Source organism: Serratia ureilytica, from assembly GCF_013375155.1.
Lineage (GTDB): Bacteria > Pseudomonadota > Gammaproteobacteria > Enterobacterales > Enterobacteriaceae > Serratia > Serratia ureilytica.
Window position 1 is genome coordinate 282424 of record NZ_JABXOF010000001.1, and the last position, 24924, is coordinate 307347.

22 protein-coding genes are annotated in these 24924 nt (G+C 61.5%); 16 read left to right on the plus strand and 6 right to left on the minus strand.

Annotated features, from left to right (window positions below; all coding sequences use genetic code 11):
• Positions 1-92 precede the first annotated feature (92 nt).
• The gene (locus tag HWW83_RS01480; protein WP_033642430.1) at positions 93-1685 is read left to right on the plus strand and encodes an ABC-F family ATPase; all 1593 of its coding nucleotides are present in this window, start codon (positions 93-95) and stop codon (positions 1683-1685) included.
• Between the two features lie 51 nt (positions 1686-1736).
• On the opposite strand, the gene moeB is transcribed toward HWW83_RS01480, so the two are convergent.
• Both moeB and moeA read right to left on the minus strand, forming a co-directional pair.
• Complete coding sequence (gene moeB / locus HWW83_RS01485; RefSeq protein ID WP_060425569.1) at positions 1737-2492, minus strand: molybdopterin-synthase adenylyltransferase MoeB; 756 nt, start codon at positions 2490-2492, stop codon at positions 1737-1739.
• Positions 2493-2494: 2 nt separating this feature from the next.
• Positions 2495-3733: a molybdopterin molybdotransferase MoeA gene (moeA, locus tag HWW83_RS01490; RefSeq protein ID WP_122004020.1), complete on the minus strand. Its 1239-nt coding sequence runs from the start codon at positions 3731-3733 to the stop codon at positions 2495-2497.
• A gap of 157 nt (positions 3734-3890) precedes the next feature.
• Between moeA and HWW83_RS01495 the strand changes: the two genes are divergently transcribed.
• From HWW83_RS01495 to HWW83_RS01530, 8 genes are all read left to right on the plus strand, one after another.
• Positions 3891-4427 (plus strand): DUF924 family protein, encoded by a 537-nt coding sequence (locus HWW83_RS01495; RefSeq protein ID WP_033650589.1) that lies wholly within the window; start codon positions 3891-3893, stop codon positions 4425-4427.
• Positions 4428-4785: 358 nt separating this feature from the next.
• Complete coding sequence (locus HWW83_RS01500) at positions 4786-5751, plus strand: isoaspartyl peptidase/L-asparaginase family protein (RefSeq protein ID WP_176588941.1); 966 nt, start codon at positions 4786-4788, stop codon at positions 5749-5751.
• A gap of 19 nt (positions 5752-5770) precedes the next feature.
• A complete protein-coding gene (locus HWW83_RS01505; RefSeq protein WP_176588942.1) occupies positions 5771-7645 on the plus strand; it encodes a dipeptide ABC transporter ATP-binding protein in 1875 nt (624 codons plus the stop codon).
• 23 nt (positions 7646-7668) lie between these two features.
• The gene (gene gsiB / locus HWW83_RS01510; RefSeq protein ID WP_129993296.1) at positions 7669-9204 is read left to right on the plus strand and encodes a glutathione ABC transporter substrate-binding protein GsiB; all 1536 of its coding nucleotides are present in this window, start codon (positions 7669-7671) and stop codon (positions 9202-9204) included.
• A 52-nt stretch (positions 9205-9256) separates the two neighbouring features.
• Positions 9257-10177, plus strand: coding sequence for a glutathione ABC transporter permease GsiC (gene gsiC / locus HWW83_RS01515; RefSeq protein ID WP_025302141.1), 921 nt, complete (start codon positions 9257-9259; stop codon positions 10175-10177).
• 9 nt (positions 10178-10186) lie between these two features.
• Positions 10187-11095 (plus strand): glutathione ABC transporter permease GsiD, encoded by a 909-nt coding sequence (gene gsiD / locus HWW83_RS01520; RefSeq protein ID WP_015377211.1) that lies wholly within the window; start codon positions 10187-10189, stop codon positions 11093-11095.
• Positions 11096-11175: 80 nt separating this feature from the next.
• Positions 11176-11418, plus strand: a complete 243-nt coding sequence (locus HWW83_RS01525) for a type II toxin-antitoxin system CcdA family antitoxin (protein WP_078061989.1) — start codon at positions 11176-11178, stop codon at positions 11416-11418.
• 2 nt (positions 11419-11420) lie between these two features.
• Complete coding sequence (locus tag HWW83_RS01530; RefSeq protein WP_373270214.1) at positions 11421-11714, plus strand: CcdB family protein; 294 nt, start codon at positions 11421-11423, stop codon at positions 11712-11714.
• A gap of 53 nt (positions 11715-11767) precedes the next feature.
• On the opposite strand, the gene fghA is transcribed toward HWW83_RS01530, so the two are convergent.
• The 3 genes from fghA to ptrR are packed head-to-tail and all read right to left on the minus strand — an operon-like array spanning position 11768 to position 14700.
• Entirely contained in the window at positions 11768-12610 is an 843-nt protein-coding gene (gene fghA, locus HWW83_RS01535; RefSeq protein ID WP_015377214.1) for an S-formylglutathione hydrolase, read from the minus strand.
• 14 nt (positions 12611-12624) lie between these two features.
• Entirely contained in the window at positions 12625-13749 is a 1125-nt protein-coding gene (locus HWW83_RS01540; RefSeq protein WP_033642438.1) for an S-(hydroxymethyl)glutathione dehydrogenase/class III alcohol dehydrogenase, read from the minus strand.
• 30 nt (positions 13750-13779) lie between these two features.
• The gene (ptrR, locus tag HWW83_RS01545) at positions 13780-14700 is read right to left on the minus strand and encodes a putrescine utilization regulator PtrR (protein ID WP_016928453.1); all 921 of its coding nucleotides are present in this window, start codon (positions 14698-14700) and stop codon (positions 13780-13782) included.
• Positions 14701-14805: 105 nt separating this feature from the next.
• On the opposite strand from ptrR, the gene HWW83_RS01550 reads away from it, so the two are divergent.
• The 7 genes from HWW83_RS01550 (at position 14806) to mglC (ending at position 23178) form a co-directional block, all read left to right on the plus strand.
• Complete coding sequence (locus tag HWW83_RS01550; RefSeq protein WP_046686702.1) at positions 14806-15963, plus strand: YbfB/YjiJ family MFS transporter; 1158 nt, start codon at positions 14806-14808, stop codon at positions 15961-15963.
• 244 nt (positions 15964-16207) lie between these two features.
• Complete coding sequence (gene folE / locus HWW83_RS01555) at positions 16208-16873, plus strand: GTP cyclohydrolase I FolE (RefSeq protein ID WP_004938969.1); 666 nt, start codon at positions 16208-16210, stop codon at positions 16871-16873.
• Between the two features lie 79 nt (positions 16874-16952).
• A complete protein-coding gene (gene yeiB / locus HWW83_RS01560; protein ID WP_269474679.1) occupies positions 16953-18125 on the plus strand; it encodes a DUF418 domain-containing protein YeiB in 1173 nt (390 codons plus the stop codon).
• Between the two features lie 127 nt (positions 18126-18252).
• On the plus strand, positions 18253-19290 hold the full coding sequence (gene galS / locus HWW83_RS01565) for an HTH-type transcriptional regulator GalS (RefSeq protein ID WP_033642442.1): 1038 nt from the start codon (positions 18253-18255) through the stop codon (positions 19288-19290).
• Positions 19291-19555: 265 nt separating this feature from the next.
• Positions 19556-20548: a galactose/glucose ABC transporter substrate-binding protein MglB gene (gene mglB, locus HWW83_RS01570; RefSeq protein ID WP_033650594.1), complete on the plus strand. Its 993-nt coding sequence runs from the start codon at positions 19556-19558 to the stop codon at positions 20546-20548.
• A 99-nt stretch (positions 20549-20647) separates the two neighbouring features.
• Positions 20648-22156, plus strand: coding sequence for a galactose/methyl galactoside ABC transporter ATP-binding protein MglA (gene mglA / locus HWW83_RS01575; RefSeq protein WP_004938959.1), 1509 nt, complete (start codon positions 20648-20650; stop codon positions 22154-22156).
• Between the two features lie 11 nt (positions 22157-22167).
• The gene (gene mglC / locus HWW83_RS01580; protein ID WP_033650595.1) at positions 22168-23178 is read left to right on the plus strand and encodes a galactose/methyl galactoside ABC transporter permease MglC; all 1011 of its coding nucleotides are present in this window, start codon (positions 22168-22170) and stop codon (positions 23176-23178) included.
• A gap of 921 nt (positions 23179-24099) precedes the next feature.
• Here mglC and sanA read toward each other — a convergent pair.
• Positions 24100-24843: an outer membrane permeability protein SanA gene (gene sanA / locus HWW83_RS01585; protein ID WP_004938948.1), complete on the minus strand. Its 744-nt coding sequence runs from the start codon at positions 24841-24843 to the stop codon at positions 24100-24102.
• Between the last annotated feature and the right edge of the window lie 81 nt (positions 24844-24924).

Sequence of the window (24924 nt, forward strand, 5' to 3'; positions counted from 1 at the left end):
CAAAATGTCACCGAAACTTCCCGCGATCTCTGCACCCCGTTGTGGCATAATGCGCGCCAAATCACATTCCCTATGTATAAAGAGCGAGCGCTGTGTTAAGCACTAACAACATCACCATGCAGTTCGGCAGTAAGCCGTTGTTTGAAAACATCTCTGTCAAATTCGGCGGCGGCAACCGTTACGGCCTGATCGGCGCCAACGGCTGCGGCAAGTCCACCTTTATGAAAATCCTCGGCGGCGATCTGGCGCCGAGCGGCGGCAACGTGTTCCTCGATCCGAACGAGCGCCTGGGTAAACTGCGTCAGGATCAGTTCGCCTTTGAGCAGTACAGCGTGCTGGATACCGTGATCATGGGCCACACCGAACTGTGGGCGGTGAAGGAAGAGCGCGACCGCATCTACGCATTGGCGGAGATGAGCGAAGAAGACGGCTATAAAGTGGCCGATCTGGAAGTGGCCTACGGCGAAATGGACGGCTACAGCGCCGAAGCGCGCGCCGGCGAACTGCTGCTTGGCGTGGGTATTCCGGTTGAGCAGCACTATGGCCCGATGAGCGAAATCGCGCCGGGCTGGAAGCTGCGCGTGTTGCTGGCGCAGGCGCTGTTCTCCGATCCGGAAATCCTGCTGCTCGACGAACCGACCAACAACCTGGACATCGATACCATTCGCTGGCTGGAAAACGTGCTCAACGAGCGCAACAGCACCATGATCATCATCTCGCACGACCGTCACTTCCTGAACATGGTCTGCACCCACATGGCGGATCTGGACTACGGCGAACTGCGCGTTTACCCGGGCAACTACGACGAATACATGACCGCCGCCACCCAGGCGCGCGAGCGTCTGCTGGCGGACAACGCCAAGAAGAAGGCGCAGATCAATGAGCTGCAATCGTTCGTCAGCCGCTTCAGCGCCAACGCCTCCAAATCCAAGCAGGCCACCTCGCGCGCTCGCCAGATCGACAAGATCCAGCTGGAAGAGGTGAAAGCCTCCAGCCGCCAGAACCCGTTCATCCGCTTCGAGCAGGACAAGAAGCTGTTCCGTAATGCGCTGGAAGTGGAAGCGCTCACCAAGGGCTTCGATGAAGGCCCGTTGTTCAGCAAGCTGAACCTGATGGTGGAAGTGGGCGAGAAGGTCGCGGTGCTGGGCGCCAACGGCATCGGTAAAACCACCCTGCTGAAAACGCTGGTGGGCGACGCACAGCCGGACAGCGGCACCGTCAAGTGGTCGGAAAACGCCCGTATCGGTTACTACGCGCAGGATCACGAATACGAGTTCGACGACACCCTGACCGTGTTCGACTGGATGAGCCAGTGGAAGCAGGAAAAAGACGACGAGCAGGCGGTGCGCAGCGTGCTGGGCCGTCTGCTGTTCAGCCAGGACGACATCAAGAAGAAAGTGAAGGTGCTGTCCGGTGGTGAGAAGGGGCGCATGCTGTTCGGCAAGCTGATGATGCAGCGCCCAAATATTCTGGTGATGGACGAACCGACCAACCACCTGGATATGGAATCCATCGAATCGCTGAACATGGCGCTGGAGATGTACGAAGGCACGCTGATCTTCGTCTCCCACGACCGTGAGTTCGTCAGCTCGCTGGCGACGCGTATTCTGGAAATCACCCCGAACAAGGTGATCGACTTTACCGGCAACTACGAAGACTATCTGCGCAGCCAGGGCATCGTATAACCCTCGCGGCAACGCATCAGGGCGGGAATTACCCCGCCCTTTTTTTATCCGTCATTCTCCGCCGCACACCTCGCAGTGCGGATCCTTCGGCAGTTTCATCTCGCGGAACTGCATGCTCATCGCATCGAACATCAACAGCTTGCCGCGCAGCGGTTGACCATAGTCGGCCAACAGCTTGATGGCTTCCATCGCCTGCAGGGTGCCGATAGTGCCGACCAGCGGCGCCATCACGCCCGCTTCGACGCAGGTGAGGGCGCTGTCGCCGAACAACCGGCTCAGGCAGCGGTAGCAGGGCTCGCCCGGCTGATAGGTGAACACGCTGAGCTGGCCCTCCATGCGGATCGCCGCGCCGGAAACCAGCGGCCTCTGCTGCGCGTGGCACAGGCGGTTCAGCGCGTCGCGCGCCGCCACATTATCGGTGCAGTCCAGCACCAGATCGCAGGCGGCGATCTCTGCTGCAACCGCATCGTCTTCCAGACGACCGTCGATGGCGTCGATGCGGATATGCGGATTGATGGCGCTCAGTTCCTGCCTGGCGGAGGCGACTTTGCTCTGGCCGATGCGATCGTCGCGGTGCAGGATCTGGCGCTGCAGATTGGAGAGCGAGACGGTGTCGAAATCCACCAGCACCAGATGGCCGACCCCGGCTGCCGCCAGATAAGGCGCGGCGGCGCAGCCCAGCCCGCCCAGCCCGGCGATCAGCACGCGGGCGGCCTTCAGCTTCTCCTGGCCGTCGAAGTCAAAGCCGCGCAGCACGATCTGGCGGTTGTAGCGCAGCGCTTCGGCGTCGGTCAATTCCGGCAACATGTTCAGCTCCTCAGCAGGGCGTTGAACGGCTCGATCTCCACCGTTTCACCCGCCGCCACCGAACCGCGTTCGCGCTCCAGCACGATGAAACAGTTGCCCTGGCTGTAGGAGCTGAAGACGTGCGAGCCCTGGTGGCCGGTGGTGCTCACCTCCAGTTCGCCCGTGGCGTTGCTGCTGAACACGCCGCGCTGAAAATCGAGGCGGCCCGGCGATTTCTTCAGCGGCGTCAGCGCCCGCGCGCGCAGGCGCGGCGGCAGGCGCCAGTCGCTGTGGCCGGCCAGCTTCGCCAGCAGCGGTTGCACCAGTTGGTAGAAGGTCAGGGCGGCGGAAACCGGGTTGCCCGGCAGGCCGCAGAACCAGGCGTGGCCCAGTTTGCCGAAGGCGAACGGTTTGCCGGGTTTGATCGCCAGCTTCCAGAAGCTGACCTGGCCCAGCTCGTCGAGCATCTGTTTGGTGTAGTCGGCTTCGCCGACCGAGACGCCGCCGCTGCTGATCACCACGTCGGCCTGGCTGTCCGCTTGTTCGAAGGCGGCGCGCAGCGCATCGCGATCGTCGCGGATAATGCCGAGATCGAGCACGTCGCAGCCCAGCTGCTCCAGCATCAGGCGCACCGCGAAGCGGTTGGTGTCATAGATTTGGCCCGCCTGCAGCGGCTGGCCGACCGGCTGCAGTTCGTCGCCGGTGGAGAACACCGCCACTTTCAGCTTACGCATCACCTGCACTTCGGCGACCCCGAGCGAGGCCAGCAGTGGCAGCTGCGCGGCGCCCAGCTTCACGCCGGCCGGCAACACGCTGGCGCCTTGGCGAATGTCTTCACCCGCCAAACGGATATTCTGGCCGGCTTCTACCGGGGCGGTAAAACGCACGCCCTGGTCGCTCACTTCGGCCTGTTCCTGCATGACCACGGCGTCCGCCCCGGCCGGGATCGGCGCGCCGGTCATGATGCGCACGCAGCTGTTGGCCGGCCATTGGCCGTCGAACGGCGCGCCGGCGAAGGCTTTCCCGGCGACCGGCAGCGGCGCATTGGCCGCCAGATCGGCGAGGCGCACCGCATAGCCATCCATCGCCGAGTTGGCGAACGGCGGCACGTCGAGGGGCGAGACCACCGGCGCGGCGGTGATGCGGCCGGCGGCGGCGGTCAGCGCGACGGATTCGGTCTGTTGCAGCGGGGCGATCTGCCCGAGCATTTTTTCCAGCGCTTGCTCCAGGGAGATGAGATCGGAAGTATGGCAATGATCCATAAAGGGAACTCCGTAATCAGGGTGCGCATTGATAGCGACAAAGTGCGGGTATTATGGCAGAGAACGCCGGGGGGGAGAACGGGTTATGCCCGCCATCTTTCGCACTGCGGCGCTGGGGCGATCGGGTATAAACTGCGTAAAACAGAGGAGAATCATGATGCATAAACAGGTTATCGAGTTCTGGTTCGACGAGATCGAACCGGTGATGTGGTTCAAAAAGGACGATGATTTCGATCGTCTGCTGCACAGCCGCTTCGGCGAAATCTGGCGGGCGGCGGCGGCGGGAGAGCTGGCGCACTGGCGCGACACCATCGAAGGGCGCCTGGCGGAGGTGATCGTGCTCGATCAGTTCAGCCGCAACCTGTTCCGCGGCACGCCGCAGTCGTTCGCCTGCGACGGCATGGCGTTGATTCTGGCGCAGGAGGCGATCCGCAGCGGCGAGTGCGAACGGCTGAGCCGCGAGCAGCGCGGCTTCCTTTATCTGCCGTTCATGCATTCGGAATCGCCGCTGATTCACCAACAGGCGCTGGTGTTGTATACCGAGCTCAATAACGGCGATCAGCTGGAATTCGAACTGCGTCATAAGGCGATCATCGATCGTTTCGGCCGTTACCCGCATCGCAATGCGATATTAGGGCGCATCAGCACGCCGGAAGAAGAGGCCTTTTTACAGCAACCCGGTTCCGGTTTTTAATCGCGGAGTATCTTCGCCCGGCCGGGAAAAAAACGGCAGGCCGGGCGTCGAAATAATGATTATTCAGCGTGAACGTTTATTTCATGACCCCATGTCGCTATTTCCTCTCGCGAAATTACCAATAATCCCAGCCGCACTCTCAGCGGTTTGCTGCTTTTTATAACCTGCTGTTTTTATTCCAATAAGCTATTTCAAGGTGCGAAACGGTCTAAGCGGACTACGCTAAAAGTGGGGCGTGGACGTTATGCTGTACTTCCACAGTCGGGCTAAATAGCATCGAAAAAAGACTGAATAATAATGATACCGCGCTCAGCTTATTCGCTGTGCTACGGCGGGATTAACACAGGGTGTCAGGCAAATGAGCAAACCAGTGATTGCCATTCATGGCGGCGCGGGCGCAATTACCCGGGCGGCGCTGAGTGCGGAAAAGGAACGGCAGTACATTCAGGCGCTGTCCGAGATCGTGGCCGCCGGTCAGGCGATATTGGCACAGGGTGGCAGCGCGCTGGACGCGGTGACCGAAGCGGTGCGGCTGCTCGAAGAGTGCCCGTTGTTCAACGCCGGCAAAGGCTCGGTGTTTACCCATCAGGGCACCCACGAACTGGACGCCTGTGTGATGGACGGCCGCACCTGCGACGCCGGCGCTGTCGCCGGCGTCAGCCGTGTCCGCAACCCGGTGCTGGCGGCGCGCGCGGTGCTGGAAAACAGCGAACACGTGCTGTTTGCCGCCGAAGGCGCCGAGAAGTTTGCCGCCGCCCACGGCCTGGAAATGGTCGCCCCCGACTTCTTCTTTACCCAAGAACGTTTTGATCAGCTGCACCGCGCCCAGGCGGAGCAGGGGCGGGTATTGCTCGATCACGACGGCGCGGTGCAGGCCGGCGAGCCGCTCGATCCCGATCGCAAATTCGGCACCGTCGGTGCGGTGGCGCTGGATGCGCTGGGCAACCTCGCCGCCGCCACTTCCACCGGCGGCATGACCAACAAGCAGGCCGGGCGGGTAGGCGACACGCCGATCATCGGCGCCGGTTGCTATGCCAACAACGCCACCGTGGCGGTCTCCAGCACCGGCACCGGCGAAATCTTCATGCGCGGCGTGGCGGCCTATGACGTCTCCGCCCTGATCGAATACGGCGGGCTCAGCCTGCAAGAGGCCAGCGATCGGGTGGTGATGGAGAAGCTGCCGGCGCTGGGCGGCAGCGGCGGCAGCGGCGGCATGATCGCCGTCGATCGCCACGGCAATATCGCGCTGCCGTTCAACAGCGAGGGGATGTACCGCGGTTTTGGCTATGTCGGCGATGCGCCGTCCGTCGGGATTTATCGCTAAGCGTTCACCGGGAGGGTGTATGACCGACGTTTCATTCCGGCCCGCCGGCGACGGGCTGTCATTGCCGCCGCAGCGGGTGCTGACGGTGCGCGATCTGAGCATCAGCTTTCCTCAAGCGGACGGCACCGTAGACGCGGTGCGCAACCTGTCGTTCGATCTCGATCGCGGCGAGACGCTGGCGATCGTCGGCGAGTCCGGCTCCGGCAAATCGGTCACTTCGCTGGGGCTGATGCGGCTGGTGGAGCAGGGCGGCGGGCGTATCGTCAGCGGCGCCATGACGCTGCGCCGGCGCGACGGCGCGCTGCTCGATTTGGCGCGCGCCTCGCAGCACACGCTGCGCACGGTGCGCGGCGCCGACATGGCGATGATCTTCCAGGAGCCGATGACCTCGCTCAACCCGGTATTTCCGGTCGGCGAGCAGATCGCCGAATCGCTGCGTTTGCATCAGGGCATGGACCACCGCAGCGCGCGCCAGGAGGCGCTGCGCATGCTCGATCTGGTGCGTATTCCGGAGGCTAAAGAGGTGTTGGGGCGCTACCCGCATCAGCTTTCCGGCGGCATGCGCCAGCGGGTGATGATCGCCATGGCGCTCTCCTGCAAGCCGGCGCTGTTGATTGCCGATGAGCCCACCACCGCCCTCGACGTCACCATTCAGGCGCAGATCCTGCAGCTGATCCGCGTGCTGCAACAGGAGATGCAGATGGGGGTGATCTTCATCACTCACGACATGGGCGTGGTGGCGGAGATCGCCGATCGGGTGTTGGTGATGCGCCGTGGTGAACAGGTGGAACAGAATCGGGTGCGTGAGCTGTTCGCCGCGCCGCAACAGGCCTATACCCGGGCGCTGCTGGCGGCAGTGCCGAAGCTGGGGGCGATGGCCGATCGGCCGCTGCCGGCGAAGTTTCCGCTGCCGGACGGCGGGGGCGATGAAGCGCCGCAGGATACCGTACCGCCAGACGCTGCGCCGATCCTGCGGGTAGAGCATCTGGTCACGCGTTTTGATCTGCGCGGCGGATTGTTTAATCGGGTCACTCGCCGGGTGCACGCGGTAGAAAACGTCAGCTTCGATCTTTACCCCGGCGAGACGCTGGGGTTGGTGGGCGAGTCCGGCTGCGGCAAGTCCACCACCGGGCGCGCTTTGCTGAAGCTGGTGGACAGCCAGAGCGGCACCATCACCTTCGCCGGGCGGCGGATAGACCAATTGAAAGGGCCGGCGCTGCAGCACCTGCGGCGCGATATTCAGTTCATCTTTCAAGATCCTTACGCCTCGCTCGATCCGCGCCTGACGGTCGGTTTCTCCATCATGGAGCCGCTGCTGGTGCACAACGTGATGCGCGGCCGTGAGGCGGAAAGGCGGGTGGCCTGGCTACTGGAACGCGTCGGTCTGCAGCCGGAGCATGCGCGCCGCTACCCGCACGAATTTTCCGGCGGCCAGCGCCAGCGTATCTGCATCGCGCGCGCGCTGGCGCTGAACCCGAAAGTGGTGATCGCCGACGAGGCGGTCTCGGCGCTGGACGTGTCGATTCAGGCGCAGATCGTCAATCTGCTGCTCGATCTGCAGCGCGAGTTCGGCATCGCTTTTCTGTTTATTTCACACGACATGGCGGTGGTGGAGCGCATCAGCCACCGGGTGGCGGTGATGTACCTCGGGCAAATTGTCGAGATCGGCCCGCGGCAGGCGGTGTTCGACAACCCGCAGCACCCCTATACCCGCAAGCTGATGGCGGCGGTGCCGGTGGCCGATCCCGCTCACGCCCACAAACGGCAGCCGCTGCCGGCTGATGAGATCCCCAGCCCAGTGCGCGCGCTGGGCGATGAACCCGTTACCGCACCGCTGGTGCAGGTTGGCGCCGGGCACTTTGTCGCCCGCCACCCGATCGCCGGTGCTTTTTAAAGACCTCAGGAGAGACAAGCGACATGAAGCACACATTCAAACGCAATGCGCTGTTGGCCGCCGTACTGCTGGCGGCGGGAACCGGCCCGGTCTGGGCGGCGAAGGACGCGGTGATCGCCGTGGCCTCCAACTTCACCACCCTCGATCCTTATGACGCCAACGACACGCTGTCGCAGGCGGTGGCCAAGTCTTTCTATCAGGGGCTGTTCGGCTTCGACAAGGACATGAAGCTGGTAAACGTGCTGGCGGACAGCTATGAGGTCAGCAAAGACGGCTTGAGCTATACCGTCAAACTGCGCCAGGGCATCAAATTCCACGACGGCACCGCGTTCAACGCCGAAGCGGTGAAGATCAACCTCGATCGCGCCAGCAACCCGGACAGCCACCTCAAGCGCTATAACCTGTTCAAGATGATCGACAAAACCGAGGCGGTGGACGCCAATACGGTGAAGATCGTGCTGAAGGCGCCGTTCTCGGCGTTCGTCAACAATCTGGCGCACCCGGCGGCGGCGATCATCTCCCCGGCGGCGCTGAAGCAATACGGCAAGGAGATCGGTTTCCATCCGGTCGGCACCGGGCCGTATCAGTTCGTGACCTGGAACCAGACCGATTTCGTCAAGGTGAAGAAGTTCGACGGCTACTGGCAGCCGGGGCTGCCGAAGCTCGACAGCATCACCTGGCGCCCGGTGGTGGATAACAACACCCGCGCGGCGATGCTGCAGACCGGCGAGGCGACCTTCGCCTTCCCGATCCCTTACGAGCAGGCCAAGGTGTTGGAGGGCAACGCCAAGCTGGACGTGGTGGCTGCCCCGTCGATCCTGCAGCGTTACATCAGCATGAACGTCACTCAAAAGCCGTTCGACAACCCGAAGGTGCGCCAGGCGCTGAACTACGCGATTAACAAGGACGCGCTGATCAAGGTGGCGTTCGCCGGTTATGCGGTGCCGGCGGAAGGGCCGGTGCCGCCGGCGATCGACTTCGCCGCCCGCTACAAGCCGTGGCCGTACGATCCGGCCAAGGCGCGTGAGCTGCTGAAAGAGGCCGGTTACCCGAACGGTTTTACTACCACGCTGTGGTCGTCCCACAACCACAGCACCGCGCAGAAAGTGCTGCAGTTCACCCAGCAGCAGCTGGCGCAGGTGGGGGTGAAAGTGACGGTGACGGCGATGGACGCCGGGCAGCGCGCGGCGCAGGTGGAGAGCGTCGGGGTGAAAGACACCGGCGTGCGGCTGTTCTACACCGGCTGGTCGGCCTCGACCGGGGAAGCGGACTGGGCGCTGTCGCCGCTGTTCTCCACCCAGGCGGCGCCGCCGAAGCAGTTCAACACCGCGTTCTACAGCAACCCGCGGGTGGACAAGGATCTGACCGACGCGCTGGCGACCACCGATCGCGCCGAGAAGCAGAAATTGTATCAGGACGCGCAGGATCGCATCTGGGCCGACGCGCCCTGGATCTTCCTGGCGACCGAACGTCTGTTGTCGGCCAACAGCAAACAGCTGAGCGGTTTCTACGTGATGCCGGATACCTCGTTCAACTTTGATAACGCCGATCTGAAATAAGGCGCCCATCCCCGCCTGCGGCCCGACGGCGGCGGGCGGGGGAAGGAATGAGATGCTCAATTATTTTCTGAAACGACTGCTGGGCCTGATCCCGACGCTGCTGATCGTGGCGGTGCTGGTGTTCCTGTTCGTCCACCTGCTGCCGGGCGATCCGGCGCGGCTGGCGGCGGGGCCGGAGGCCGACGAGGCGGTGGTGCAGCTGGTGCGCAAGGATCTGGGGCTGGATAAGCCGCTGCCTCAGCAGTTCGCGCACTTTTTCGTCAACGCGCTGCGGGGCGACTTCGGCATCTCGATGGTGTCCAAGCGCCCGGTGAGCGAAGAGATCGCCTCGCGCTTTATGCCGACCTTCTGGCTGACCGTGGCCAGCATGCTGTGGGCGGTGGCGTTCGGTCTGGCGATCGGCGTGGTGTCGGCGGTGTGGCGTAACCGTTGGCCGGATCGTCTCGGCATGACGCTGGCGGTATCGGGGATCTCGTTCCCGGCCTTTGCGCTCGGCATGCTGCTGATGCAGGTGTTCTCGGTCGAGCTGGGGTGGCTGCCGACGGTGGGCGCCGACAGCTGGCGGCACTACATTCTGCCTTCTATCACCCTGGGGGCGGCGGTGGCGGCGGTGATGGCGCGTTTCACCCGCGCTTCGTTCGTCGAGGTGTTGCAGGAGGACTACATGCGCACCGCGCGCGCCAAGGGCGTACGGGAAAGCGTGGTGGTGATGAAACACGGCCTGCGCAACGCGATGATCCCGGTGGTGACCATGATGGGGCTGCAGTTCGGCTTCCTGCTCGGCGGTTCGATCGTGGTGGAGAAGGTGTTCAACTGGCCGGGGCTGGGGCGGTTGCTGGTGGACTCGGTGGAAATGCGCGATTACCCGGTGATCCAGGCCGAGGTGCTGCTGTTCTCGCTGGAGTTCATCCTGATCAACCTGCTGGTGGATATGCTGTACGCGGCGATCAACCCGGCGATTCGTTACCAATGAGGACGCGGCATGATTAAGCATTGGCGGCGCAGCGCCGCATTGAAGGCGATGCCGCTTATCGACCCTAACGCGGTACGCACGCCGTGGGGCGAATTTTGGCGGCGTTTTCGCCGCCAGCGGGCGGCGCTGGTCGCCGGCCTGTTGGTGCTGCTGCTGATTGCGGCGGCGCTGCTGGCGCCTTATCTGGCGCCGTTCGATGCGGAAAATTACTTCGATTACGACCGGCTGAATGAGGGGCCTTCGCTGATGCATTGGCTGGGCGTAGATTCCCTCGGGCGCGATATCTTCAGCCGCATCCTGATGGGCACGCGTATTTCGCTGGCGGCCGGGGTGTTCTCGGTGCTGGCGGGCGGGGCGATCGGCACCCTGCTGGGGCTGCTGGCCGGTTACTATGAGGGCTGGTGGGATCGCCTCACCATGCGCGTCTGCGACGTGCTGTTCGCGTTTCCCGGCATTCTGCTGGCGATCGGCGTGGTGGCGATCATGGGCAGCGGCATGGCCAACGTGATCGTCGCGGTGGCGATCTTCAGCATTCCGGCCTTCGCCCGCCTGGTGCGCGGCAATACGCTGGTGCTGAAGCACCTGACCTATATCGAATCGGCGCGCAGCATCGGCGCCTCGGACTGGACCATCATCCTGCGGCACATTCTGCCGGGCACCCTGTCTTCGATCGTGGTCTATTTCACCCTGCGCATCGGCACCTCGATCATCACCGCCGCCAGCCTGTCGTTTCTGGGCCTGGGCGCCCAGCCGCCGACGCCGGAGTGGGGGGCGATGCTCAACGAGGCGCGCGCCGATATGGTGATCGCGCCGCACGTGGCGATCTTCCCCAGCCTGGCGATATTCATCACCGTGCTGGCCTTCAACCTGTTGGGCGACGGATTGCGCGACGCGTTGGATCCGAAACTGAAGGGGTGAGGGTATCGCTGAATTGGCATACCCCTGTTTACGAGTATAATTGATGAAAATTTGACCCGCGTATATTACAGGGATGAGGTATGGATATGGCAAATAACAATGTGACGAAAAAGACAGTCAACGTAACCATCGATCGCGATCTTTTCCAGCGCGCAAAATCCCTGGGCGTCAATGTGTCATCCGTATTGACAGACGCATTGAGCGTCCGTGTCAGGGATATTGAGATTCAACAGTGGCGCGAGCAAAATCGCGCGGCGTTAGAAGAACTTAATCGTATCACTGAAGAAAATGGTTTGTTGTCTGATGAATATCGGACATTTTGAATATGCAGTTTACCGTATATGACAATACGTATCCGGCATCAGCCTATCCCTACTTACTGGACGTTCAAAGCGATCTTATTGATGCCTTCTCGACCCGGTTAATGATCCCTCTTTATGCATTGGATAACGTCAGGGTTAAAATTTCTGCACGCCTGTGCCCGGAGATTGAGGTCAACGGCGAAAAGTTTCTCGTTATGACCCATGAGATGGCTGCCGTACGTATTTCACAGCTCGGCAAGGCCGTTGGTAATGCCAATGAGCACAGGAATCAAATAAAGCTGCCATCGATTTTCTGATTGATGGTTTTTAAATAAATCCGGGCGTTTTATTAACCGCCCGGATTTTTTTATTAACGGAACAGGTGCTCGGCGTGGAAGCGCAGGTGATCTTCCACGAAGGTGGCGATGGTGAAGTAGCTGTGATCGTACCCCGGCTGAATGCGCAGCGTCAGCGGCCAGTCGCGCTGGCGCGCCAGCTCCGCCAACCGTGCCGGCTGCAGCTGGTCGGCCAGGAACTGGTCGTCGTCGCCCTGATCGATCAGCACCGGCATTTTCTCCGCGCCGCTGGCCAGCAGATGGCAGCTGTCGTACTGCAGCCACTGGCTTTCGTCGCTGCCCAGATAGGCGGTGAACGCCTTGCGGCCCCACGGCACCTGGCACGGGTTAACGATCGGTGCGAACGCCGATACCGAGCGGAAGCGCTGCGGATTGCGAAACGCCATCATCAGCGCGCCGTGGCCGCCCATCGAGTGGCCGAAGATCGACTGACGATCGCTGACGCTGAAGTGCTGTTCGATCAGCGCCGGCAGTTCGGCGCTGATGTAGTCGTACATGCGGAAATGGCGATCCCACGGCGCCTGGGTGGCGTTCAGGTAGAACCCGGCGCCCTGGCCCAGATCGTAGCCTTCGTCGTTCGGCACCTCGTCGCCGCGTGGGCTGGTGTCCGGCATCACCAGCACCAGGCCCAGCTCGGCGGCGATGCGCTGCGCGCCGGCTTTCAACGTGAAGTTCTCGTCGTTGCAGGTCAACCCCGACAGCCAGTACAGCACCGGCGGCGGGTTGTCATCGCGCGGCGGCGGCAGGTAGATGCTGAATGTCATGTTGCAATTCAGGCTCTGCGCCGCGTGGCGATAGCGCTGCTGCCAGCCGCCGAACATGCGGTGCTCTTCGAGAAGTTCCAATGACAACGTCATCTCTGCCTCCTGGCTTATTGGTCGAAGTGGATGACGGAACGGATCGATTTGCCTTCGTGCATCAAATCGAACGCTTCGTTGATCTGCTCCAGCCCCATGGTGTGGGTGATAAAGTCGTTCAGCGCGAATTCGCCGTCCAGATAGCGCTCGACGATGCCCGGCAGCTGCGAACGGCCCTTGACGCCGCCGAACGCCGAACCGCGCCAGACGCGGCCGGTGACCAGTTGGAACGGACGGGTCGAGATCTCTTCGCCGGCGCCTGCGACGCCGATGATCACCGATTCGCCCCAGCCCTTGTGGCAGCACTCCAGCGCGGAACGCATCACGTTGACGTTGCCGATGCACTCGAAGGAGAAATCGACGCCGCCGTCGGTCAGCTCGACGATCACTTCCTGAATCGGCTTGTCATAGTCTTTCGGGTTGATCAGATCGGTGGCGCCCAGCTTGCGGGCCAGATCGAACTTGCTGGTGTTGATGTCGATGCCGATGATGCGGCCCGCGCCGGCCATCTGCGCGCCGATGATCGCCGACAGGCCGATGCCGCCCAGGCCGAAGATCGCCACGGTGTCGCCCGGTTGCACTTTGGCGGTGTTCATCACCGCGCCCATGCCGGTAGTGACGCCGCAGCCCAGCAGGCACACTTCCTCCAGCGGCGCTTCCTTGTTGATTTTCGCCAGTGAAATTTCCGGCACCACGGTGTATTCGGAGAAGGTGGAGGTGCCCATGTAGTGGAAGATCGGCTTGCCGTCCTTGAAGAAGCGGGTGGTGCCGTCCGGCATCAGGCCTTTGCCCTGAGTGGAGCGGATCGCCTGGCACAGGTTGGTCTTGCCGGATTTACAGAATTTGCACTCGCCGCACTCCGGGGTGTAGAGCGGGATCACGTGATCGCCGACCGCCACGCTGGTGACGCCTTCACCGACCGCTTCCACCACGCCGCCGCCCTCGTGGCCGAGGATCGCCGGGAACACGCCTTCCGGATCTTTGCCGGACAGGGTGTAGGCGTCGGTGTGACAAACGCCGGTGGCGACGATCCGCACCAGCACTTCGCCTTTTTGCGGTGGCATCAGCTCGACTTCTTCGATCTTCAGCGGCTGGTTCGGGCCCCAGGCAACGGCGGCGCGGGTTTTGATCATCTCCATCATAGTCTCCTCAGTGGTTTTCTTTTTAAATCAGGCGATATCGACAACGTCTGATAAATCGTTGGGGGTGCTTTCATCAACAGCGGCGGTTTCCGTCTGTTCAATAATCAATTCTTTCAGCGCGCGCACGTTCGGCCCGAACGCGTCGCGGCGCCACAGCAGCCAGGTGGCGGTGTCGGCCACGTCCGGCGGCAGGGTGTGAACCCGAACCCGCTCATGGCCCGGCAGCAGGCTGAGCACCGAATGCGGGATCATCGCCAGCCCGGCGCCGCTGGCGACGCAGGCCAGCATGGCGTGATAGGACTGGATCTCCATGATCTGCCCCGGCCGCGCGCCTTCGCGCTTGAACCAGGCCTCCAGCCGCAGGCGGTAGGAACAGCTGGCGCGAAAGGCGAACAGCGTTTCGCCGTTGGCGTCTTTGGCGCTGTGGATCGGCGCGTGATCGAGACAGGAGATCACCACCATATGTTCAGGATAGGCGATGCAGCCGTTTAGCTCGTCATAGGGCACCGGGCCGTCGACCAGCGCTGCCGCCAGCGTGCCGGCGCGCACCCGATCGGCGATTTCGCCGGAGGTGCCGGTAGTCAGCGACAGAGACACCTGCGAGAAACGCTGGTGGTAAGCTGCCAGCAGCGAGGGCAGGCGGGTGGCGGCGGTGCTCTCCATCGAGCCGAGAGCAAAGTTGCCCGCCGGTTCGCCGGCATGGGTGATGCTCATCGCCTCGTCGCTCAGCGCCAGGATGCGATTGGCGTAGCACAGAAAGTTATGGCCCATCGGCGACAGGCGCAGGCGCTGTTTTTCGCGGATAAACAGATCGGCGCCCAGCTCCTGCTCGAGCTGGCGCAGCCGGGTGGTCAGATTCGACGGCACGCGGTGCAGCTGCTCGGCGGCGCGGGCGACCGAGCCGGTTTCCGCTACGCAGCAGAACATGCGAAGCTGAGTCAGATCCATAATATTCTCGTTTCGTGATGAACTTGATAACTATTATTCAGTTTTTGTGAGTTTAATACTGCGGCATGATACTGGCAACTTTCTTTTAACCTTTTGGATACCGGTATGGCTTTACGTATTGCCTTGAGCGGGTTTGCCGCGCTGATCGTGGCGATGGGCATTGGCCGCTTCGCTTTCACCCCTCAGGTGCCGCTGATGATCGCTGACCACCAGTTCAGCCTGACCGGCGCTGGGCTGGTGGCGGCGATCAACTATTTGGGATACCTGTGCGGCGCCTACGACGCGATGCGCGCCACGCGCCACGTCGAGCGGCGCCTGTGGCTGGGCGTATGGGGTGCGATGGCGCTGACGCTGCTGTCGGCGTTGGCGCAGGATGAATGGATCCACGGCGCGCTGCGCTTCGTCATCGGCTGGGCCAGCGGCTGGGCGATGGTGCTGGTGGCGGCCTGGACCAACGAGCGGTTGGCGCACTACGGCCGGCCGGCGCTGAGCGCGGCGGTGTTCGCCGGGCCGGGCGCCGGCATCTTCCTCAGCGGCATGCTGGCGGTGGGCATCAACGCGCTGGGGCTGACGGCGGCGCAGGCCTGGCTGGTGTATGGCGGGCTGGCGCTGGTGCTGGTCGGGGGGATTAGCGCCTTTCTGCCGCGCAGCGGCGAGCTGCATCGCCCGGACGTGGCCCCGGAGCCGCTGCTGCTGACGCCGGCGCTCAAGCGTCTGGTGTGGAGCTACAGCCTGGCCGGCTTCGGCTATATCCTGCCGGCGACCTTCTTGTCGCAGATGGCGGCGGCGCGTTTTCCCGACAGCCTGTTCGCACAGTTCGTCTGGCCGGTGTTCGGCGGCGCGGCGGTGCTGGGGATCGTTATCGGCATTGTGACCCGCCATCGGCTGACTACCCAAACCCGGTTGGCGATCACGCTGTGGGTACAGGCGCTCGGCGTACTGAGCGCCGAAGTGGTGCCGGGCGTGGCCGGCCTGGCGCTCGGGGCGTTGCTGACCGGCGGCGGTTTCCTCTGTGTGGTGCAGCTCGCCCTTCAGCACGGCCGTGAACTGGCGCCGCGCCATGCGCGTTACATGGCCGGATTGCTGACCACCGGTTATGCGATCGGCCAGCTGGTTGGGCCGATGCTGTCGGCGCTGTCGACCGCCTTGACCCATCGGTTGGAACCGGCGCTGTATGTGGCGGTGATAGCGCTGTTGGTGGCTGGAGGGCTGGCGGTAAATACCCCGGCGCGGCGGTTGGCGCAAAAAACGGCGACTCGGTGATTAAAATCCATACAAAAAGCGTGGAGACCCGCAGCCGGCCTGATTGTGCTAAATGCGAAGATTTCACCTCTGGATGAAGCACTATCACTGGATAATCGCCGCGCTCTCATCTACAGTGGGGGCAAAATCTTGACCGGGTTCACGTTATCCACCACGAAAACTCTGCCGTCACGAGAGCAAGCAATTCGCCGGCCGCACGCCCTATCAGGCCGCCGGCGGGTTCCGTCCGCAGGAGAACAAATACATGACATCATTAAGTAAAGAAGCCGCGCTGGTGCATGCGGCACTGGAAGAGCGTGGTCTGGAGACACCGCTGCGCGGGGAAGTGCTGGATCGCGAAACGCGCAAGCGTCGCATCAAAGAGCACATGACCGAAATCATGCAGCTGCTGAATCTCGATCTGTCTGACGACAGCCTGGCGGAAACGCCGCATCGCATCGCCAAAATGTATGTCGACGAGATCTTCTCCGGTCTGGACTACGCCAACTTCCCGAAAATCACCGTCATTGAGAACAAAATGAAGGTGGATGAGATGGTGACGGTGCGCGATATCACGCTGACCAGCACCTGTGAACACCACTTCGTCACCATCGACGGCAAGGCCACCGTGGCCTATATCCCGAAAGACTCGGTGATCGGTCTGTCGAAGATCAACCGCATTGTGCAGTTCTTCTCCCAGCGTCCGCAGGTGCAAGAGCGCCTGACCCAGCAGATCCTGGTTGCGCTGCAGACCCTGCTCGGCACCAATAACGTGGCGGTATCGATCGATGCAGTCCATTATTGTGTCAAAGCGCGCGGCATTCGCGACGCGACCAGCGCCACCACCACCACCTCGTTGGGGGGGCTGTTCAAGTCCAGCCAAAATACCCGCCAGGAGTTCCTGCGCGCGGTGCGCCATCACCAGGGGTGATGGCGTTGCGGGGCGACTCGCAAAACGACAACAGGCGCCTGCGGGCGCCTTTTTCATGAGCGGAAGACAGCGATAAAAAATGAACAGTCATCCTCTGCCGCGCATCGCCACGCTGGACTGCGTGCGCGGCATCGCCATCCTCGGCATCTTATTGCTGAACATCAGCGCCTTCGGCTTGCCGAAGGCCGCCTACCTCAATCCGGCCTATCTGGGGATGCCGTCATCGCGCGACGCCTGGACCTGGGCGCTGCTGGATCTCTTCGCCCAGGCCAAGTTCCTGGCGATGTTCGCGCTGCTGTTCGGCGCCGGGCTGCAAATGCTGCTGCGGCGCGGCAAAAGCTGGATCCGCGCGCGGCTGTCGTGGCTGGTGCTGTTCGGCCTCGCGCACGCCATCTTCCTGTGGGACGGCGACATTCTGCTGGCCTACGGGCTGATCGGCCTGGTGTGCTGGCGCATGATCCGCGAAGCCAAAGACACATTCCAACTGCTGAAAACCGGCGTGGTGCTCTACCTGATCGGCGTGGCGGTGCTGCTGCTGCTCGGTTTTGTCTCGCACGGTGAACCGGGCAGCTTCTGGCAGCCGGGCGTGGCGGAATTGCAGTACGAGAAGTTCTGGAAGCTGCAGGGCGGTTTCGAAGCCTGGCGCAGTCGCGCCGATCTGCTCTCGTCCAGCCTGCTGGCCATCGGCGCGCAGTATGGCTGGGAGCTGGCGGGGCTGATGCTGTTCGGCGCCGGGCTAATGCGCAGCGGCTGGCTGCGCGGCAGCTATTCCTCCGGCTATTACCTGCGGCAGGCGGCGTGGCTGTTGCCGCTGTCCATGCTGATCCAACTGCCGGCGGTGGCGCTGCAATGGCAGGTGCATTGGGAGTATCGCTGGAGCGGTTTCCTGCTGCAGGTGCCGCGCGAGCTGGGCGCGCCGCTGCAGGCGCTGGGTTACCTGGCGCTGTGTTACGGTTTCTGGCCCGCGCTGTCGCGTCTGCGCATCGCCCACTGGCTGAGCCAGGTGGGGCGCATGGCGCTGAGCAACTACCTGTTGCAAACGCTGATCTGCACTACGCTGTTTTATCGCTTTGGCCTCTATGAGCAGTTCGACCGGCTGCAGCTGTTGGCGTTTGTGCCGCTGGTCTGGTGGGTCAACCTGGTCTTTTCCGCACTGTGGCTGCGTTACTTCGAACAGGGGCCGATGGAATGGCTGTGGCGCAAATTGACGCAGATGGCCGCCGGTGAAACGGAATCCAAAGCGCTGAAGTGAGCGCCCATCGGCAGGTTAAAAAAATGTATGTAAACGTTTTCTTTCCTGTGACGTAATTCACGCAGCGCTGCGGGTCAATCGGGGTAGGATAGCGCCACCGGCCACTACCCCGATTTCAGGATCCCGCATGCCTCCAGTTCATCCGATCACTATTCGCGACGTGGCGAAACGCGCCGGCGTCTCCGTGGCGACCGTGTCTCGCGTGCTCAATCACAGCGCGCTGACCAGCAAAGAGACGCGCGAACAGGTGCTGCAGGCGGTGGCGGAACTGGGCTACCGCCCCAACGCCAATGCACAGGCGCTGGCGACCCAAAGCAGCGATACGCTGGGCGTGGTGGTGATGGACGTGTCCGATCCGTTCTTCGGCGCGCTGGTGAAAGCGGTAGACACGGTGGCGCAGAAACACCACAAGTATCTGCTGATCGGCAACAGTTATCATCAGGCGGACAAAGAGCGCCATGCGATCGAAGTGCTGATCCGTCAGCGCTGTAACGCCCTGATTGTTCACGCCAAAGCCTTGAGCGACGCCGAACTGATCGGCTTTCTGGAGCAGGTGCCGGGCATGGTGCTGATCAATCGGATTATCCCCGGCTATGAGCCGCGCTGCGTTGGGCTGGACAACGTCTGCGGCGCTGACATGGCGATGCGTCTTCTGCTCTCGCAGGGCCATCGGCGCATCGGTTATCTGGGCTCCAATCACCCGATCGAAGACGGGCCGCTGCGTCAGCAAGGCTATGCGCAGGCGATGGCCGCCGCCGGGCTGGCGACGCCCGACAGCTGGCGCGCGTACGGTTCGCCGGATCTGCAGGGCGGCGAGGCGGCGATGGTCGAGCTGCTGGGGCGCAACTTACAGCTGAGCGCGGTGTTTGCCTACAACGACGCCATGGCCGCCGGCGCCATGGCGGTGCTGAAAGAAAACGGTATCACGGTGCCGCAGCATTTTTCGCTGATCGGCTTCGACGACATTCCCATCGCGCGCTACACCAGCCCTAAACTTACCACGGTGCGTTACCCGATCGTTTCGATGGCCACGTTGGCGACCGAGCTGGCATTACAGGGCGCAGCAGGCCTGGCGGAGCCGCAGGCGAGCCATCTGTTCATGCCGACGCTGGTGCGGCGCCATTCTGTCGCCCCCTGGCAAAGTGAGGCGACGGTCACTCTCTGACGATTTAATCTTGTGTAACCGTTTTCAATCTGTGAGAAAATTCACAGAATATTAACATCACGCCGTCTATGCTCTAGGCGTTTTCAGGCGCAAAGGCCCTTGCCGCTGTAACCGTTTATCTCGCGCTGACACAGCATTTCTCGGAAATAACAAGATCCACGGACGACAGGTGTTGAGTGGAAATCGCCTGGCCTGGGGTGCGCGCACTGCCGGTGACCATTGGCTCAAAGACGAGTAATACCCTACACAGAACCGGAGATTGACAATGAATAAGAAGGTTTTCACCCTGGCCGCCATGGCCGCTGCCATGATGTTTGGCGCCGCAGCCCATGCTGATACCCGTATTGGCGTCACGATTTACAAATACGACGACAACTTCATGTCGGTGGTGCGCAAAGCGATCGAGAAAGACGCCAAGGCTTCACCGGACGTTACCCTGTTGATGAATGACTCGCAGAACGATCAGTCCAAACAGAACGATCAGATCGACGTGCTGCTGGCCAAGGGCGTGAAAGCGCTGGCGATCAACCTGGTCGACCCGGCCGCGGCGCCGGTGGTTATCGATAAGGCGCGCGCAAACGATATCCCAGTGGTGTTCTACAACAAAGAACCTTCCCGCAAAGCGCTGGACAGCTATGACAAGGCGTATTACGTCGGCACCGATTCCAAAGAGTCCGGCGTGATCCAGGGCGAACTGATCGCCAAACACTGGAAAGCCAATCCGGCCTGGGATCTGAACAAAGACGGCCAGATCCAATTCGTGCTGCTGAAGGGCGAGCCGGGCCACCCGGATGCCGAAGCGCGCACCACCTACGTGGTGAAAACGCTGAACGAGAAAGGCATCAAGACCCAACAGCTGCAGTTGGATACCGCGATGTGGGATACCGCGCAGGCGAAAGACAAGATGGACGCCTGGCTCTCCGGCCCGAACGCCAACAAGATCGAAGTGGTGATCGCCAACAACGACGCCATGGCGATGGGCGCGGTGGAAGCGCTGAAAGCGCACAACAAGACCAGTATTCCGGTGTTCGGCGTGGATGCGCTGCCTGAAGCGCTGGCGCTGGTGAAATCCGGCGCGATGGCGGGCACGGTGCTGAATGACGCCGACAATCAGGCGAAGGCCACCTTCGAGCTGGCGAAAAACCTGGCGGCGGGCAAACCGGCCACCGAAGGCACCCAATATAAAATCGAAAATAAAGTCGTGCGTATCCCTTACGTCGGCGTAGATAAAGACAACCTGTCTCAGTTCATTAAATAAGAATTGAGATCCCGCTAAGACCCCGCCTGCGGCGCCAACACCAGGGATACCGCCGGCGGGGATGTTTACGACTGCAAGATCGTTAAGCCAGGTGTATTTATGGCCGATAGCTCACGCGAATTTTTGCTGGAAATGACGGATATTTGTAAGTCATTTCCCGGCGTCAAAGCCTTGGACAATGTCAATTTACGCGTCCGTCCGCACTCCATTCACGCCCTGATGGGGGAGAACGGCGCGGGGAAATCGACGTTGTTGAAATGCCTGTTCGGCATTTACAAAAAAGACAGCGGCAGCATTGTATTTCAGGGCCGGGAAATCGACTTCAAGAGCTCGAAGGAAGCGCTGGAGCACGGCGTTTCCATGGTGCATCAGGAGCTGAACCTGGTGCTGCAGCGCACCGTGATGGACAACATGTGGCTGGGACGCTACCCGACCAAAGGCCTGTTCGTCGATCAGGACAAGATGTTCAAAGACACTCAGGCGATCTTCGACGAGCTGGATATCGACATCAACCCGCGCGAAAAGGTGGGCAACCTGTCGGTGTCGCAGATGCAGATGATCGAGATCGCCAAAGCGTTTTCCTATGACGCCAAGATCGTCATCATGGACGAACCGACCTCTTCGTTGACGGAGAAAGAGGTCAATCACCTGTTCACCATCATCCGCAAGCTGAAAGAGCGCGGCTGCGGCATCGTCTATATCTCGCACAAGATGGAAGAGATCTTCCAGCTGTGCGACGAGATAACGGTGCTGCGCGACGGCCAGTGGATCGCCACCCAGCCGCTGGAAGGGCTGGATATGGACAAGATCATCGCCATGATGGTCGGCCGCTCGCTGAGCCAGCGTTTCCCCGACAGGCAGAACACGCCGGGTGAGGTGATCCTCGAGGTGAAGAACCTGACGTCGCTGCGCCAGCCTTCGATCCGCGATGTGTCCTTCGATCTGCACCAGGGCGAGATCCTCGGCATCGCCGGGCTGGTGGGCGCCAAGCGCACCGACATCGTCGAGACGCTGTTCGGCATTCGCGAGAAGGTGGCGGGCACTATCAAGCTGCACGGCAAGGCGATCGACAACCACAGCGCCAACGAAGCGATTAACCACGGTTTCGCGCTGGTGACCGAAGAGCGCCGATCCACCGGGATTTACGCCTACCTCGACGTGGGTTTCAACTCGCTGATCTCCAACATCCGCAATTATAAAAACAAGCTCGGCCTGCTGGACAACGCGCGGATGAAGAGCGACACCCAGTGGGTGATCGACGCCATGCGGGTGAAAACGCCGGGGCATCACACCCATATCGGCTCGCTGTCCGGCGGCAATCAGCAAAAGGTGATCATCGGCCGTTGGCTGCTGACGCAGCCGGAGATCCTGATGCTGGATGAACCGACGCGCGGCATCGACGTGGGCGCCAAGTTCGAGATCTATCAGCTGATGACCGAGCTGGCGAAGAAGGGCAAGGGGATCATTATCGTCTCGTCCGAAATGCCGGAGCTTTTGGGGATCACCGACCGCATTTTGGTGATGAGCAACGGCCAGGTTGCGGGCATCGTTAACACCAAACAGACCTCGCAAAATGAAATCTTACGTCTTGCCTCCCTGCACCTTTAAGGATTCGAATTATGAACGCGCTAAATAAAAAAACCTTATTTACCTATTTCAAGGAAGGCGGCATTTACGTGGTGTTGCTGGTGCTGTTGGGCATCATCATCATTCAGGACCCCACTTTCCTCAGCCTGATGAACCTGAGCAATATCCTGACGCAGTCTTCGGTGCGCATCATCATCGCGCTGGGCGTGGCGGGGCTGATCGTGACCCAGGGCACCGACCTGTCCGCCGGGCGGCAGGTGGGGCTGGCGGCGGTGGTGGCGGCCACGCTGCTGCAGTCGATGGATAACGTCAACAAAGTGTTCCCGCACATGGAAACCTGGTCGATTCCCGTGGTCATCCTGCTGGTGTGTGCGGTCGGCGCGGTGATCGGTCTGGTTAACGGCCTGATTATCGCCTACCTCAACGTGACGCCGTTCATCACCACGTTGGGCACCATGATCATCGTCTACGGCATCAACTCGCTGTATTACGATTCGGTCGGCGCGTCGCCGGTCGCGGGCTTCGATCCGAAGTTCTCCACCTTTGCCCAAGGCTTTTTGCGCTTCGGCGACTTCAAGCTGTCGTACATCACCTTCTATGCGCTGATCGCCATCATTTTCGTCTGGATCCTGTGGACCAAGACCCGCTTCGGCAAGAACATCTTCGCCATCGGCGGCAACCCGGAAGCGGCCAAGGTCTCCGGCGTCAACGTGCCGCTGAACCTGATCATGATCTATGCGCTGTCCGGCGTGTTCTATGCCTTCGGCGGCTTGCTGGAAGCGGGGCGCATCGGCAGCGCCACCAACAACCTCGGTTTTATGTATGAGCTGGACGCCATCGCCGCCTGCGTGGTGGGGGGCGTCTCGTTTGCCGGCGGGGTGGGGACGGTGTGGGGCGTGGTGACCGGGGTGATCATCTTTACCGTCATCAACTACGGCCTGACCTATATCGGCATCAACCCGTACTGGCAGTACATCATCAAGGGCAGCATCATCATCTTCGCTGTGGCGCTGGACTCGTTGAAATACGCCAAGAAGAAGTAGATTTACCGCAGCACAGACGACAAGGCCGGCCTATTGCCTAATGCTGGTCAGTTAGCGTTTTTTTGAAGTACTCGAGTCGTTTTCGGTCGATAAATGAGAGGTGCATCATGAGGCTCCAGCACCTCGACCGAGCCAGGGGCCGAAGGCGCGGCCCCTGGCAACCCGCGCCTTTGCCCTATCAGACGGTTGGCTTTGCCAACGTTACTCAGCCCATCCCTGGGCCTCGCCCCTTCGGGGCCGCTGCAAGCAGCGTTCAAATCTGCTCCAGGCAGATTTGTCCTCTCTCCGCCATACCGCATTGAGGCCGGTTGCGACAGGCGTCCCTGCCTGTCTCACCTGGAACCGCCGTCCATGGCGGTTTCTCCTAATGCGCTATGCCTGCGTTCGGCGTCTTCAAGGGCGTCCAATACCGTGCTCATCTCCGATTTCTCTTCTCTGTCATAACCTCATAAGGGACAGGTTGCCCGGTAGCTGCCAGCTCGGGTGTTGACCTTAGGCGCGCATCACCGGCTGCCGAGCAAGACGGCATTGTCAGGGGCAACCGGCCAGGGAAGGCCGGTTGAGGCGAGACTAACAGGGACGTTTGTCGCAGCCGACCCGCCCGACAATGCAGACGCGGCGAGGACAAATCTGCCGGGAGCAGATTTGAACGCTGCTTGCAGCGGCCCCGAAGGGGCGAGGCCCAGGGTGGGCCGAGTAATTTCCGCACAGCGGACAGACGGTGTTAAGCAAGGGCGCGGGTGGAGGGGCCGCGCCTTCGGCCCCTCCAATTGCCGTTCATTGTAGTAACAGAGAAATTCGGGGGATTTACGGCAATTCATCCTGCACGTCACGTAAAGAGACTGGATAAAAAATACCAGTCAGGCTTAAGTGACCGGCATTAGGCCTATTTTTCCGGCTTTTTTTTGGGCGTTTGCCGCGTCAGGGCTGTTTGGCTTTCTGCTTCTCTTCTTTCAGCTTGTGCTCCAACTCAACCAGCTGTTCCGGTGACACGGCGGGATAACCCTGGGCGTCTTCCGGCACAGTGTGCATGGCGGAGATCGGGATCAGCGGGCCGAGGAAGCGCGGTTCGCGCTTGAGGATGTACAGATCGGTCAGCGCGCCCAGACGGGCGAAGATCTCGCGGGCGCGCACCGTCATCATGTCCTTTGGCGACGGCACCGCGTAACACTGCGCCTGAATGCCCATGTGCAGGGCGATAAACAGCGCGCGCTCGCAGTGGAAGCGCTGGGTGATGATGATGAAATCGTTGGTGTCGAACACCTTGCGGGTGCGCACGATGGAATCCAGGGTGCGGAAGCCGGCGTAATCCAGCACGATATCGCTCGGCGCCACGCCGGCGGCGATCAGATCGCGGCGCATGGTCATCGGTTCGTTATAGCTTTGCTGGGCATTGTCGCCGCTCAGCAGCAGGTATTTCACCTTGCCGCTGTTATAGGCGTTGATCGCTCCCTGAATGCGGTAACGGTAGTACTGGTTGATCACGCCGGTGCGATAATACTTGGCGGTGCCGAGCACTACGCCGACCTGGCGATGCGGTAATTCCTGCAGTTCGTCGTAGACGTAAGGCGCGGTTTTCCAGCTGATCCAGCGATCGAGCGCAATAGCCGAGCCCATCAACACCGCAATGATGATGAACAGGCTGATTATCAGGCGTTTCCACATGTTGTTGCCTTACGCGCGCCGGGCTGAAAAAGATGGATCAAGGCTACTTTACCTGACCGACCGACGCAAGACGCGAACCGC